Origin of the sequence: Terricaulis silvestris (assembly GCF_009792355.1) — a bacterium.
In the GTDB taxonomy this organism is placed as follows: domain Bacteria; phylum Pseudomonadota; class Alphaproteobacteria; order Caulobacterales; family Aquidulcibacteraceae; genus Vitreimonas; species Vitreimonas silvestris.
Genome location: NZ_CP047045.1, coordinates 2,639,518 through 2,653,430, shown reverse-complemented (window position 1 = coordinate 2,653,430; position 13,913 = coordinate 2,639,518). Strand labels below are relative to the sequence as shown.

The window sequence follows — 13,913 nt, the reverse complement described above, 5'->3', positions numbered from 1 at the left end:
GCGGGCGGTTCAGCTTTGCGTACACATCGCGCCAAAGCTCCGGAGCGCCGATGACCAACGTCACATTGCCTGCCGACCTCGCGGAAAAGCTCGTCACGTCGTCGGTATACGCATCGGGCGAACTGTTTGATACCTATCGCTGGCTGCGCGCCAACAATCCGCTAGGCGTGGCCGAGGTCGAGGGCTTCGATCCGTTCTGGGTCGTCACCAAGCACGCTGACATTTTGGAGATTAGCCGCAACAACGCGCTTTACCCGAGCGCTGTGCGCGGGACGACGCTGACCAGCCAGTCCGGCGAAGCGCGCGCCCGCGCCATCACCGGCACGCCGCACTTGGTGCGCTCGCTGGTGCAGATGGATGAGCCGGATCACATGAAGTACCGGCTTCTGACGCAAGCGTGGTTCATGCCGGCCAACGTGAAGAAGCGCGAGGACGACATCCGCGCGCTGGCGCGGCAGGCCGTCGATCACTTCGCCGCGCTGCCCGGCGAATGCGACTTCGTGAAGGATGTCGCGCTGCACTATCCGCTGCGCGTGGTGATGAACATCCTGGGCGTGCCGGAGGCGGATTTTGGCCGCATGCTGCGGCTGACGCAGGAATTGTTCGGCGCCTCCGATCCGGACACCGAGCGCTTCAAAGCGGCGCTGAGCGATGAGCAATTCGCGCAGCTGCTGATCGGCGTGGTGCAGGACTTCACTGATTATTTCGAGACCATCACCGCCGATCGCCGCGCCAATCCGCGAGACGATCTAGCAACGCTGCTCGCCAATGCCGAGATCGACGGCGCGCCGCTGCCGCCATTCGAACGCACCGGCTACTACACCATCATCGCCACCGCCGGCCACGACACCACGTCCTCCACCGCCGCCGCCGCGATGTGGGCGCTCGCCACCGTGCCGGGCTTGCTCGACCGGGTCCGCGCCGATCTTTCCCTGGTGCCGGCGCTGGTCGAAGAAAGCATCCGCTGGGCGACGCCGGTGAAAACCTTCATGCGCTCCGCCAGCGCTGATACTGAATTGCGCGGTCGCCAAATCAAAGAGAACGATTGGCTGATGCTCTGCTACGCATCCGGCAATCGCGACGAGGAGGTCTTCCCAAATCCCGATACGTTCGACATCGACCGCAAACCGAACCGCCAGCTCGCCTTCGGCAACGGCGCACACCTGTGCTTGGGCCAACATTTGGCGCGGCTGGAGATGCGCATCCTCTACGAAGAACTGATCCCAAAACTAAAGAGCGTCAGCCTTGCCGGTGAGCCGCGCTTGAGCGAGAGCTTCTTCGTCAGCGGGCTGAAGAGCCTGCCCATAGCCTTTGAGTTGAATTGATGCGCTCTCTTGTCCTCGCCGCCGCCCTGGCGCTCGCCGCCTGCGCCTCAACGAACGCCGCACCGCCGCTACCCTCCGCCGCCGCGATTGACGCCGAGGCGCAGCGGTTGATGGCGAGCCAAGACGTGAAGGGCATGGCGATCGCCGTGATTGATAATGGCGTCATCGTGCACGTCGCCGCCTTCGGCCAGCGCAACGTCGAGCGCAACCTGCCGCTTCAGACCGACACCATCATGTATGGCGCCTCCCTCACCAAGACGGCGTTCGCCTACATGGTTTTGCAGTTCGTCGACGAAGGCCGGCTCGATCTTGATCGCTCGATTGCCGAATATCTGCCGCGTCCGTTGCCTGAGTACGAAGACTACGCCGATCTCGCCAGCGATGAGCGTTGGCGCCAGCTCACGCCGCGCATCATCCTCAACCACGCCACGGGCTTTGCGAACTTTCGATGGCTGGAGGAGGACGAGAAGCTGCGCTTCCATTGGGCGCCGGGCGAGCGTTACGGCTATTCGGGCGAGGGTTTCTACATCCTGCAACTCGTGCTGGAGGAGGGGCTGGGGCTCGATGTCCGCGCCGAGATGCAACGTCGCGTGTTCGATCGTTTCGGCATGACCAACACCGACATGCAATGGCGCCCGGCGTTTGCCGCCAATCTCGCCGATGGCTACGCGCTGGATGGAAGCTTCGAACCGCACGACGAACGCTCCCGCGCCAGCGCCGCGGGTTCCATGGACACGACGATTGCCGATCAGGCGCGGATGTGGGCGGGCATCGTCAGTGGCGAGGGATTGTCAGCGGCCCTGCGCGCTGAACTCACGCGGCCACAGCTTGCCATCCGCTCAGCGCATCAGTTTCCGACGCTGTTGGATTGGACCGACCCACGCAACACCGAAATTAATCTCTCCGCCGGTGTCGGCCTCGTCACGTTCAGCGACGCGAGCGACCCCATGTTCTTCAAAGGCGGCCACAACGATTGGACCGGCAATCAAATCGTCTGCCAGCAGACGCGCCGCCGTTGCGTCGTGCTGCTCGCCAACAGCGTTCGCGCGGAGCTGATCTATCCCGAGCTGGTGCGTTTCGTTCTCGGCGACACCAACATGCCGTGGTGGTGGGAGTACAATCCCGGCTAGATCACGCGGATCGCCGGCGCTGGCTTGTTCAGCCGCGCCACGTTGCCGAATGCTGCTTCCGCGATCTCGCGGAAGCGCCTGCTCACCGGATGCTTCGGCTTTGCCGCCGTCAGCGGCGTGCCGGCGTCGCAGCTTTCGCGCAGCGCCACATCGATCGGGATTTCACCCAGGAACGGCACGCCAGCTTGCCCAGCCGTGCGCCGCGCGCCGCCTTCGCCGAAAATGTGCGTGCGCGTTCCATCCGGTGTTTCGAAGTACGCCATGTTCTCGACGATGCCGAGGATCGGCGCGTGCGTTTTCTCGAACATCGCCAGCCCGCGCCGCACATCCGCCAGCGCCATCTCTTGTGGCGTCGAGACAATCACCGCGCCCGCCAGCGGCACGCGCTGCAGCAGCGTCAGCTGCACGTCTCCGGTGCCTGGCGGCAGATCGAGCAGCAGCACATCGAGATCGCCCCAGGCGACTTCGTCGATCATCTGCCGCACCGCGCTGGTCGCCATCGCGCCGCGCCAGATCATTGCTGACGACGCTTCGACCAGATAGCCGATCGACATGGTCTTCAGCCCATGTGCCTCCAGCGGCTCCAGAATTTTGCCCTCGAGCATCGCCGGTTTGCGCGCGCCGGTTCCCAACAAAGTCGGCGCCGACGGGCCGTAAACATCGAGATCCAGCAGCCCCGTCTTCATCCCCAACGACGCGAACGCGCACGCGAGATTGACCGCGACAGTTGATTTTCCCACGCCACCCTTGGCGCTCGCCACAGCGATAATGTGCTTAACGCGCGCAACGCCGCCAGCATGCGAAGCCTTCGCTTCATGCGCCGTGAGTACCGCAATCACACTGGTCACGCCCGGCACCGCGCGCGCCTCCGCTTCGGCGCGATCGCGCACGGAAATGTAGCGTTCCGGTGCATCCGCCGGCGCTTCAATGGTGAACGAGACCTTGCCGCCATCCTTCACGTCGAAGCCCAAAACGCGGCCAGACGTGAACAAACCCTTGCCAGTTACAGGGTCATCGATCGCATCGAGACGCTGTTCGACACGTTCTTTGAGGGCCGCCAACCGGTTGTTCATGCTTGATCCTTTAGCACAGTGGCCACATATCGGCGCGCACGGGTGCAGCACAAGCATCCAGCATGGCCGCCAGAACGGCGCGCGCGAAACCACCAGAACGGGCGGGGACAGATTTTCTGATGCCTTGGAATGATCAGTCAGGCGGCAACCAGGGTGGTGGCGGCCAAGGCCCGTGGGGCGGTGGTCCGCGCCGTCCGTGGGGCCAACCGCCACGTCAGCCGCAACAGCCGCAAGGCGGCGGCCCTGACCTGGAAGACATGCTGCGCCAGTGGCGCGAACGCTTCGGCATGGGCAGCGGAAGCGGTGGCGGCAAAACCGGCGGAGGTCGCAGCCCGATTTCGTGGCCGATCATCGTTGGCGTTATCGCTGTCGGCTGGCTGCTGACCGGCGTCTACGCCGTTGACGAAGGCGAACGCGCGGTTGTCAGCCGTTTGGGCGTCTACAATCGCACTGTCGGCCCAGGCGTTCACGTCCGCATGCCGAACCCGCTCGAGGCGAGCCAAGTGATCAATGTCACCGGCCAGCGCGTCGAAGGCATCGGCTTCACCGCACGCGGCGAAACCATTTCGGACAATCCGGAAGAAAGCTTGATGATCACCGGCGATCGCAACATCGTCGAGATTCACTTCCGCATCTATTACAACATCAAAGACGTTAGCGACTTCGTTTATAACGTCCGCGATCCGATCAGCCGCGACGATGAACCCGGCGCGGTGCGCCAGATCGCCGAAAGCGCGATGCGCGAAGTGATCGGCGGCCGCAACCTCGAACCGATCATCACCACAGACCGCGGCGCCGTCGAACTCGCCGTCGAGCAGCTGATGCAGCAAGTGCTCGATGAGTACGAAACCGGCGTCCAGGTGCTTCAGGTCGAACTGCTGCGCGCCGCCGCGCCGTCAGCTGTGATTGAAGCGTTCAACGATGTCGTCAACGCGCGCCAAGACGCCGAGACCGCCATCAACAACGCCAACCGTGAAACCGCGACGATCGTCAACCAAGCACAGGGCTACAAAGAGCAAACCGTGCGCGAAGCCACCGGTGAAGCCCAGCGCTTCAACGCGGTTTACGCCGAATACCGCGCCGCGCCGCAAGTGACGCGCGACCGGCTCTATCTCGAAACCATGGAGCGCGTGTACCAGCGCGGCAATCTGATCATCCTCGATCAGCGTGGCGGCGCGGTGCCGTACCTACCGCTCGACGGCATGATCCGCCGCAACGCGACGACGGGAGACGCCCAATGATGCCGCGCAATCTGCCGCTGGTGCTGGGCGTCGCGTTCGTCGCGCTCGTCATCCTTTTGAATTCGGTGTTCATCGTCCGCCAGGATCGCCAAGCGATCGTGCTGCGTTTCGGCGCCTACACCGCCTCGATCAACGAACCAGGCTCCAGCGAGCCCGGGCTCTATTTCAAAATCCCATTCTTCGACACCGTCATCATGTATGACAAGCGCAACATCGGCCTGATCCTCGAAGGCCAGTCGATCGTCCCGTCCGATCAGGAGCGCTTGATCGTCGACGCCGTGGTGCGCTGGCGCATCACCGATCCGCGCCGCTTCTACCAAAGCGCGCTGACCGAAGACGGCGGCGAAGAGCGTCTCAAGGTGTTCACCGAGTCCGCCATGCGCCGCGTGCTCGGCGCCGCGACGTCGGATCAGATCATCTCCGGCCGCCGCGCCGCTCTGATGCAAGCCATCGAAGACGATCTCAACCGGTCCGCCGCCACTGAACTCGGCGTGCGCGTGGTCGATGTTCGCATCCGTCAGGCCGACCTGCCTTCCGAGAACACGGAGCGCGTCTACGAACGCATGCGCTCGGAGCGTCAACAAGTCGCCGGCCGCATCCGCGCCGAAGGCGCACGCGACGCCCAGATCATTCTCGCCACCGCGCGGCAGGAAAACGAACGGCTCCGCGGTGAGGGCGAAGGCGAACGCGCCCGCATCTTCGCGCAAGCCTATGGCCGCGATGCAGAATTCGCCGCGTTCTACCGCTCCATGCGCGCCTACGACACCGCGATTGACGCCAACACGCCGATCGTGGTGCCGCCGGACAGCGACTTCTTCCGCTATATGCAGCGGCGGAGAGGCGGGAACTGAGGCGCGAAAGCTGGCGCTTTTAATGCGGAGCCGGATTGCAGGAACTTAGCCGCTCGCTACGCTCCCGACTCATGCGCTCGCTTCTATCCGCCCTCGCAATCATGACGATCGCCGCCCCAGCGTTGGCGCAATCGCGCCTGCTGGCGGAGGGCTTCGCGGACCTGAACGACCGGCTCTCGCCGGCCGTGGTCAACATCGCAACGAGCCAACGCGTCGAAGGCGTCGACGATCTGCCCCGTTTCCCGCCCGGTTCGCCGATGGAGCGGCTGAACTCCGATGGCGCCGCGCAAGTCACCTCGCTGGGCTCGGGCTTCATCATTTCGGCTGACGGCGTCGTCGTCACCAACAACCACGTCATCGAAGCCGCCGACGCCATCGAAGTCATCCTGCAAAACGGCCAGCGCTTCGAAGCCACCGTCGTCGGCCGCGATCCCGCGACGGATATCGCGGTGCTGCGCATGAACGTCCGCAATCCGCTGCCCTACGTGCAAATGGCTGATAGCGACACCGCGCGCGTAGGGGACATCGTGCTCGCCATCGGCAACCCATTCGGCCTCGGCGGCTCGCTCAGCGTGGGCGTCGTCAGCGCCCGCAATCGCAACATCGACGCCGGCCGGTACGACGATTTCATCCAGACCGACGCCGCCATCAATCGCGGTAACTCGGGTGGGCCGCTCTTCAACACCGATGGTGAAGTCATCGGCGTCAACACCGCGATCGTCTCGCCGACTGGCGGCAGCGTCGGTGTTGGCTTTGCGACGCCGACGTCGATTGTCCGCCCCGTCGTCGATCAGATCCTGCGCTACGGCGAGATCCGGCGCGGCTGGCTGGGCGTTCGCCTCGCTAATTTGAACTCAGCCGCGGCTGAACGCGCCGGCTATCGCGGCGATGGTGGGGCTGTCGTCACGCGCGTGACGCCCGATGGCCCGGCCGCAAGTGCTGGCCTGCGTCCGGGCGACATCGTGCTGAAGTTCAACAACCGCGACGTCACTGACAGCCGCTCGCTCACGCGCATGGTCGGCGAAGCGCAGGTGGGAACGTCAGCGCCACTCGAAATCGTGCGCGATGGCCGGCGCATGACGCTCACCGCCACCATCGAGCGCCTGGAAGAAGCCGAAGGGGCCTCTCGCGCCGCCAGTGGCGAGGAAAGCAACGAACCGCGCCGTGACGGCGGCCCGCGCGGCGGTCGCATCTTCGGCGTCGCGCTCTCCGAGCTTGATCCAAGCCTACGCGAAGAATTCCAAATCGAGCCGGATGTCGAAGGTCTGGTTGTGCTCTCGATCGATATCGACAGCGCCAACGAAAACGTGCTCCGCCCCGGTGACGTCATCGAGCAGATCGGTTTCCAGAAAACCGACACCATGATCACTGCCCGCGCCATCGCGGGGGAGGCCGCGGTCGGCGAACACGCCGTGGTCGTCCGCATCAACCGCGAAGGCCAGCGCACGTTCCGGCGCTTACGGGCGCGGAGCTAGCGCAGCAACGCTTCCACATCATGCAACGACATCACCACGAACGCTTGCGTGCGCTGGAGGTCACTTGGCGCAAGCAAGTCCGGCACCATCACCGTCATGCACCGAGCAGCATGCGCAGACGCGACGCCGGCGTGAGAATCTTCAAGCGCCAGCACATCCATCGGAGCGGCGCCCAGCAGACGTGCTGCATTCAGATACGGCTCCGGATGCGGTTTGCCTTCCACGCAATCCTGCCGCGTCACAACAGCGCGAAAGCGATCCGTCAGCCCATGCGCCGCGAAATGTTTCTCCACCCACGGCCGCCGCGACGACGTCGCCAAGCCGAACGGCAGCGCAAGCTCATCCAGCGCATCCATCAACTCCACTGCGCCCGCCTTCAGCGGCGCGACACGGTCGCCGATGTGCGCGCGCGTGCGGCCGATGAAATCCTCAAGCGGGAAATCATCGCCGTAATAGGTCTTCAGCTGCAGATCGTTGGCCTCGCGGTGCATGCCGACCAGCGCCAGGAATTGCGTTTCGCTCATCGCCACGCCCATTTGAGCGCAGGCGGCGAAGTGCGCTTCCTTTACCAGCGCTTCGGAATCGATCAGCGTGCCGTCGAGATCGAAAACGACGGCTTTGGGCTTACGCGGTAGATTCAAGGTTCGAGATAATCCGTGCAGGCTGGGAGTTCGGTGTCCGGCAGATATGGGCCCGACGCCGTCGCATGATAAGTGCGGCGGAACGAGCACATTTCGTCTGTCGCCCAAATCAGATCGGCGGGTGTCAGCGCCGGCCGCTCCAGCGAATCCCCCTGCCGCGTGACGCGCCCAGGATAAGTCGCCGCCGCCGTCTCCAACACGATCTGCGGCGCGCCGCTCGTCACCGTGTCATCCAACCGAACGCGGCTCACGAACTCGTACTGATCGTGACACGCCTCGGCACGCGCCGCGGTGTTCTCTTCGGAGAAGCAAGCGCGGATCATGATGCTGCCTGAATAGGGCAGGCGCGCGATTTCGGTCGCGCCGCCGTCTGCGACCTTGAACAGAACCAGGTGCTCCGCGCTGCCGCCACCGCCCGAGTAACTCTGCGTCTCGGTCTCGATCACGCCGACGATGGCCGAGCCTTGCGACACGATGATGTTCGGCCACATCACACCGCGCGCAGGCAACGCAATCTGCGCACCCGCATTCTGGGCCACTGAGACCGATGTTTCGCTCGTTGCAGCGACGCACCAGTCCTCAGCGCCGACGCAATACACGGCGCCGTCACCCAGCTGCGACAGCGCTTCCAGTCGGTTTCCCGCGCCGTCGGTCTGCGGCAGCGCAATCGGCGCCAGCTGTGGCGGGGCGCTCTGCGCGGCCGTTGCGCCGCTTCCGCCAACCGTGGCGTCCTGACACGCAGCCAGCGCCAACAGCCCGGCCAACACCATCATTCTCATGCTGCAAACTCCGCCCGCCGATAGCCCTGGAAGAACAGCGCCGCCTCCAAACTCATATAGCTGATCTTCGCGTCCGCTTCCGCCGCAACCAGCGGCTTGGCGCGATAGGCGACGCCCAGGCCCGCCGCTTTGATCATGTCGAGATCGTTGGCGCCGTCCCCGATCGCGAGCGCATCGCTTTCGCCAACGCCAACCGCGCTCGCTTCGCTGCTCAACGCCTCGAGCTTCGCAGCACGCCCCAGGATTGGCTCTTGCACCGCACCCGTCAGCGCCGCGCCGTCGTCGAGCAGCACGTTGGCGCGATCGGCGTGAAAGCCCGCGTCCTTAGCCACGCGCGAGGTAAAGAACGTGAACCCACCCGACACCAGCACGCAGCGTGCACCGTGCGCGGCCATCGTCTTCACCAACGTCGCCGCGCCCGGGTTCAACCGCACACGCTCGTCATACGTCTTCCGCAGCGCATCCAATGCCAAGCCCTTCAGCTTCCCCACGCGCTCGCGCAGCGCCGGTTCGAACTCCAGCTCGCCACGCATGGCGCGTTCGGTGATGGCCGCGATCTCCGCCTTGATGCCGGCGAAATCCGCCAGCTCATCCAGGCATTCGACGTTAATGATGGTCGAATCCATGTCGGCGACGAGGAGTTTCTTGCGCCGTCCCTCGACAGGCACGAGCGCCCAATCGATCGGCATCTCCGCCACCGCAGCGGCAGCCTCCTGGCGCAACTCGCCATCGACGCTTTCATAGATCCACTGCGCGCTCTCCCAGCCGGACAGCACATCCGGCGGCGGCAGCTTGCGGTTCAGCGCCACGCGCCCCAGCATTAGCAGCGCTTCGCGGTAGGCCGGCTTGTCCTCCGGCGAGGCGACGAAAACGAGGGCGTGGGCGGTCATTCAAGTCCCCCTCTAGGTCAGCCCGCCCGGTTGCGCTACTGCACAAAGCGCATGACGCGCGCGCTTCTCATCATGGGACCCACAGCTAGCGGGAAATCCGCGCTGGCGCTTGCCTTGGCTGAGCGTCTCGGCGGCGAAATCATCAACGCCGACAGCATGCAGGTGTACCGAGACTTCCGCATCCTCACCGCGCGCCCAACGCAGGAAGAGGAGGCGCGCGCGCCCCACCATCTCTACGGCCGCGTCGACGCAGCAGAACTCTATTCCACGGGCCGCTGGCTCACCGACGCGCTTGAGGCGATCACGCACATCCGAGGGCGCAACAAAACGCCGATCCTCGTCGGCGGCACGGGACTGTATTTCAAAGCGCTGACCGAAGGCCTCGCCGATATCCCCGCCGCCGATCCCGAACTCCGGGCCGCGCTGCGCGAGCGTGCCGATCGAGAAGGTGCGCCGGCGCTGCACGCCGAGCTTGCCGCGCGCGATCCGCAAACCGCAGCACGGCTTGAGCCCAACGACGTGCCCCGAATTTTGCGCGCCATCGAAGTGTTGGAGACCACTGGCGAAAGTATCGCCGCCTTCCAAGCCAACACCACACCCGCGCTCGCTGCCGATGAATGGCGCGGCCTCGCGCTCGCGCCAGACCGCGAAGCGCTTTACGCCACTATCAACACGCGCTTCGGCGTGATGCTGGAGCAGGGCGCGCTCGACGAAGCCCGTGCCTTCGCCGCGCGCGGTCTCGATCCCGCGTTGCCCGCAATGAAGGCGCACGGCAACCCAGCGCTCGCCGCGCATCTGCGCGGAGAGATGTCCCTGGCCGACGCCGCCGAAATCGGCAAGCGCGATACGCGCCGCTATGCCAAGCGGCAGTTCACTTGGATCGCAAACCAAATGCCGGATTGGCCGCGCGTCGCCGAGAGCGATCTCAACGCTCGCATCGCTGCGGCATTAGCGCTCTAGCGCCGCTCGTAGGGTTGTTTCGTTGAAGTAGGTGCGCTGTTCGCGTGAAGCCACGCGCCCCACGGCGGCTTCGAACCGCGCGCGCCATCCCGGCCCCGCGTCGGTCAATCTCGCGTGCGCGTCCTCGCGCCGCAACGCGCCAAGATCGCGTGAAAGCCGCTCAAACCGCCCGCGATCACGCGCAAACCCGCGCGTGGGCAGGCGCTCCACGATGCGCCCGACGCCATCCTGCGCCGCCAACAGCAGCAGGCGCGCCGTCGGCGCATCCGCGCTCTCCGCCGCCGCAACGGCGCGCCGCACATCGTCCGCGGCGCTCGCCAGCGTGATCGCGCTCTCCCCGGTGCATGCGCCGATCACGGATGCGCGCAAATAGGCAACCACGCCCACCAACGCCTGATCGGTCAGCGCCTCGCCCTGAAACTCTTCTACGATTACGCCGCGCACGAAGTGTTCGAGCGACGGGTCACGGACATGCCCCAAGCCCTCCCGCGAACCGACGTCGACAAGATCTGGAATATCGACTGGGTTCATCACGCCGTCGCCACGCGCGTGGCTTGCCCATTCCGACGTCACGTCCGCCGCGCCCGCGCGGTTGGTTAGTTCCGGCATCAGGAAATTCGCGTTGACGCGCCCGTTGCTGTGGCATGCGTTGCAAGACAACCCAGCCCGAGCCGCCGGGCCGCCCAGCAGGTTCGGACTGCGGAAGAGCGCGCGGCCAATCTCGGTGTTCGTCGTTTGCGCCGCGATGCATTCGCCCGGTGCTACGATCATCGCGCGCGCTTGATTGGCGCCCGGCGCTGTCCACGCTTCCTCGCGCAAAATGATTTGGCTCGGCGCGGCGGCGGTCAAAAACACCAGCGCCGCCGCCGCGAAGAGGAGCTTCACCGTCCGGAGGCTTCGATCCAACGCGCCAATTCCTCACGCTGTTCGCAGCCATAGGCGCAGAGTTCGTCTAGCCGCGCGAGTTGCCGCTCGGCGCGATCGAGTTGGCCCATTTGGATGTAAAGCTCGCCCAGGTACTCGGTGGCGCCGATATGGTCCGGATCGATCCGCAGCGCCGCCGTGTAGTAGCCGAGCGAGTCATCGAAGCGGCCAAGCTTGCGCGAGACGAAGCCCATATAGTTTAGCACATCGGGATGCGGGCCCACCGCTGCTTTCGCCCGCTGCAACGCCGTGAACGCGTCGGCGAAGCGATCCTGGTTGATCAGGCCCACCGCTTCGGCATACGCCGCGCGGCCTTCCTCAACACTTGGGAAATTCCAGCCCGTCGTCGCCGGATCGGCGGCCGCCGGCGCCGCCAGCGCTTGCGTGAGCTGATCGTGCGCCAATTGCAGCTGCGCTCGCCGCTGATCGCCGCAGGCCGTGTCACAGGCTGCGACCTTCGCTGCTAACGCAGCCTGCTGCGCCACCGCGTCGTCGCGTCTTCCGAGCTCGATATAGGTCAACCCCAGTTGCAGCCACGCACCGGGCGGTCCGTTCTCGTCGCGCACCGCGCGCTCCAACGCGCCGCGTGCGTCGTCATTTTCTCCGGCGCCGACATAAGCGAGGCCGAGCGCGAAATTGATTTGTGAATCGTTCGGCGCCGAACGGCGCGCCTCGCGGAACGAGCGGATGGCGTCGCGATAATTCTGCGCTTGTAGCGCCGCGACGCCAGCCTGGTACGCCGCGGCGGGATCGGGGCGCGACGCATTCGTGCCGCCGCCGCTTGAGCCCGTGGAGGGACCCATGCCGCCACCGCCGCCATCAGCCATTGCCACAGGCGCCGCGCCGGCCACGCCAAGGGCCGCCACTGCAAAGACGAATTGCGTGAGCTTCATCTGACAATCTCCCCGGATTTGCCGCGATCCTAGGTCACTTCCGCCCGGCTCGCGCGCACGTTTTCGTGACGTCCGGCGCGCCGACCCTTTGCTAGGGCAGGGTCCGAGAAAACGAGGATGCGATGAACCTACGGCGTGGATTGCTTGGCTTTTTCGCCGCTGCCGTGCTGGCCGCGTGCACAACGCCCGGCGCGCCGCCGCCGGGTTCCGGCCCGGTGCGCATCACGCTTGAGCGTAGCGTCTGTTTCGGTTTCTGCCCGGACTACACCGTTACCATCACGGACGAGGGACAAGTCACCTACGACGGCCGCCGCTTCGTGAATGTCGCCGGCCGACAGACCGCAGCCATCCCGGCCGCCGATGTGGAGCGTCTGCTCGCGCGCTTCGATGCCGTTGGTTTCGATCGTCTCCAAGACGAGTACCGCGCACACGTCACCGACCTGCCGACCTATATCGTCACGCTCGAACGCAATGGGCGCACCAAGCGCGTGCTCGACTACGGCGGCACGGGCGCCGGTATGCCCGAAGCCGTGCGCGATCTGCAGGCCGAAATCGACCGCACCGCCAACACCGCTCGCTGGGTGCTCCGTGACGGCCAGCCGGTGCGGACGCCAGGGCCGGGACACTAGCCTTCGAGGCGCCTTTGCAGCTAGCGAAGCCAAGCAAGGGCGCCCTAAACTGCGGGCCAGACACATGTTCGAGGGTGGGATGATCAAGCAAATTCGTGCGGCCGCCTTGTGCGCGGCGGCTCTCGTGCTGAGCATGCCGGCATCGGCGCAGAATCTCTCGCTGCGCGCGCCGCCTTGGGCGTCGCCGCTGATCGCATCGGACATCATCGCCACCACCGGAGGGCGCGCCGCGCTCGCCGCCGACGGCATCGTCATTTCCGCGCGCGTCACGCTTGCGCCACCGCGCGGTGGCATCGCCCGCGTCGTCCGCTACGACCAACGCGCCGATGGCGCTGTCATCGCCGTGCGCCGCTTTACCGGCCATCCGTCCACCGGTTGGTGGCTTTGGGGGCCGGACGCCCCGCTCACCATCACCCCCACCGCTGCGCAACGTACTGAACTCGCCGCATTGGCGCGCTCGGCCATCGGCGTTGGCGGCGCGATCGGTGGCGGCGTGGTCGGCGAAGCTTGCGCCGCTGGCGAGCAGGCGTTCATCGAGATCGCCGTCGAAGGCCGCGCCACGTCGATGACGCGCGCTTGTGTGACCAACAGTGACGCCGCTGGCCGTCTAGCGCAGCGCCTCTCCGACCTCGCCGGTTCGCGCACCGAGGAAGAACTCGCGGCTGCCGGCTTAGCCGAGTTGATGGCCGCTGATCGCGCCTTCGCCGCGAAAGCCGCCGCAGATGGCGTGCCCGCCGCGTTTACCGAATACGCCGCATCGGACGCGCTGATGGTTGCGAGCGACGCGATCACCTCCGGCCGCGAGGGCGTGACGCAGCGCTTCGCCAACTGGCCAGAGGGCGCGCGTCTGCAATGGGCGCCCGAAGCCGGCCGCGTCTCGGCGCGTGGCGACATGGGCTGGACTTGGGGCAATTCGGTGCACACCGCGGCGGACGGAACGCGAACGACTGGCCGTTACGTCTCGGTGTGGACGCGCGATTACGAAGGCAATTGGCGCTTCGCCTTCGACGCGCCGATTAGATAGCAGGGTCGGCTTCGCCTTCGACAAGCTCAGGCTGACGCTACTTTGACACCGGCATTGGACTTGGCGTCACCCTGAGCC

General features: G+C 65.6%; 14 protein-coding genes. 8 read left to right on the top strand and 6 right to left on the bottom strand.

Translation table 11 applies throughout. The features are described 5' to 3' along the window. Positions 1 to 50 precede the first annotated feature (50 nt). Complete coding sequence (locus DSM104635_RS13600; protein ID WP_158766724.1) at positions 51 to 1,325, top strand: cytochrome P450; 1,275 nt, start codon at positions 51 to 53, stop codon at positions 1,323 to 1,325. Beyond that, a complete protein-coding gene (locus tag DSM104635_RS13595) occupies positions 1,325 to 2,455 on the top strand; it encodes a serine hydrolase domain-containing protein (RefSeq protein ID WP_158766723.1) in 1,131 nt (376 codons plus the stop codon). The genes DSM104635_RS13600 and DSM104635_RS13595 overlap by 1 nt, the downstream gene beginning before the upstream one ends. Here DSM104635_RS13595 and DSM104635_RS13590 read toward each other — a convergent pair. After that, positions 2,452 to 3,528: an Mrp/NBP35 family ATP-binding protein gene (locus tag DSM104635_RS13590; RefSeq protein ID WP_158766722.1), complete on the bottom strand. Its 1,077-nt coding sequence runs from the start codon at positions 3,526 to 3,528 to the stop codon at positions 2,452 to 2,454. The two genes, DSM104635_RS13595 and DSM104635_RS13590, sit on opposite strands and share 4 nt — an antisense overlap. A gap of 119 nt (positions 3,529 to 3,647) precedes the next feature. On the opposite strand from DSM104635_RS13590, the gene hflK reads away from it, so the two are divergent. From hflK to DSM104635_RS13575, 3 genes are all read left to right on the top strand, one after another. After that, positions 3,648 to 4,769 (top strand): FtsH protease activity modulator HflK, encoded by a 1,122-nt coding sequence (gene hflK, locus DSM104635_RS13585; RefSeq protein ID WP_228445693.1) that lies wholly within the window; start codon positions 3,648 to 3,650, stop codon positions 4,767 to 4,769. Then, positions 4,766 to 5,620: a protease modulator HflC gene (gene hflC, locus DSM104635_RS13580; protein WP_228445692.1), complete on the top strand. Its 855-nt coding sequence runs from the start codon at positions 4,766 to 4,768 to the stop codon at positions 5,618 to 5,620. Before hflK ends, hflC begins: the two co-directional genes overlap by 4 nt. 101 nt (positions 5,621 to 5,721) lie before the next feature. Further along, entirely contained in the window at positions 5,722 to 7,095 is a 1,374-nt protein-coding gene (locus DSM104635_RS13575) for a Do family serine endopeptidase (RefSeq protein WP_228445691.1), read from the top strand. Here the strand turns inward: DSM104635_RS13575 and DSM104635_RS13570 are convergent. From DSM104635_RS13570 to serB, 3 genes are read right to left on the bottom strand one after another with little or no spacing between them, the layout of a single operon-like run. Beyond that, the gene (locus DSM104635_RS13570; RefSeq protein ID WP_158766719.1) at positions 7,092 to 7,736 is read right to left on the bottom strand and encodes an HAD family hydrolase; all 645 of its coding nucleotides are present in this window, start codon (positions 7,734 to 7,736) and stop codon (positions 7,092 to 7,094) included. The two genes, DSM104635_RS13575 and DSM104635_RS13570, sit on opposite strands and share 4 nt — an antisense overlap. Next, positions 7,733 to 8,515 (bottom strand): hypothetical protein, encoded by a 783-nt coding sequence (locus DSM104635_RS13565; RefSeq protein WP_158766718.1) that lies wholly within the window; start codon positions 8,513 to 8,515, stop codon positions 7,733 to 7,735. Before DSM104635_RS13565 ends, DSM104635_RS13570 begins: the two co-directional genes overlap by 4 nt. Then, positions 8,512 to 9,405, bottom strand: coding sequence for a phosphoserine phosphatase SerB (gene serB / locus DSM104635_RS13560; protein WP_158766717.1), 894 nt, complete (start codon positions 9,403 to 9,405; stop codon positions 8,512 to 8,514). The genes DSM104635_RS13565 and serB overlap by 4 nt, the downstream gene beginning before the upstream one ends. Positions 9,406 to 9,456: 51 nt before the next feature. Here serB and miaA point away from each other — a divergent pair, with 51 nt between their 5' ends. After that, the gene (gene miaA / locus DSM104635_RS13555) at positions 9,457 to 10,365 is read left to right on the top strand and encodes a tRNA (adenosine(37)-N6)-dimethylallyltransferase MiaA (RefSeq protein WP_158766716.1); all 909 of its coding nucleotides are present in this window, start codon (positions 9,457 to 9,459) and stop codon (positions 10,363 to 10,365) included. On the opposite strand, the gene DSM104635_RS13550 is transcribed toward miaA, so the two are convergent. Further along, positions 10,354 to 11,271, bottom strand: a complete 918-nt coding sequence (locus DSM104635_RS13550; protein ID WP_158766715.1) for a hypothetical protein — start codon at positions 11,269 to 11,271, stop codon at positions 10,354 to 10,356. The two genes, miaA and DSM104635_RS13550, sit on opposite strands and share 12 nt — an antisense overlap. Continuing rightward, positions 11,247 to 12,182 carry a tetratricopeptide repeat protein gene (locus DSM104635_RS13545; RefSeq protein ID WP_158766714.1) on the bottom strand — a complete coding sequence of 312 codons (936 nt, stop codon included), beginning with the start codon at positions 12,180 to 12,182 and terminating at the stop codon, positions 11,247 to 11,249. Before DSM104635_RS13545 ends, DSM104635_RS13550 begins: the two co-directional genes overlap by 25 nt. A gap of 122 nt (positions 12,183 to 12,304) precedes the next feature. On the opposite strand from DSM104635_RS13545, the gene DSM104635_RS13540 reads away from it, so the two are divergent. After that, positions 12,305 to 12,811 (top strand): DUF6438 domain-containing protein, encoded by a 507-nt coding sequence (locus tag DSM104635_RS13540; protein WP_158766713.1) that lies wholly within the window; start codon positions 12,305 to 12,307, stop codon positions 12,809 to 12,811. Between the two features lie 79 nt (positions 12,812 to 12,890). Beyond that, positions 12,891 to 13,835 carry a DUF4440 domain-containing protein gene (locus tag DSM104635_RS13535; protein ID WP_158766712.1) on the top strand — a complete coding sequence of 315 codons (945 nt, stop codon included), beginning with the start codon at positions 12,891 to 12,893 and terminating at the stop codon, positions 13,833 to 13,835. Positions 13,836 to 13,913: the final 78 nt, after the last annotated feature.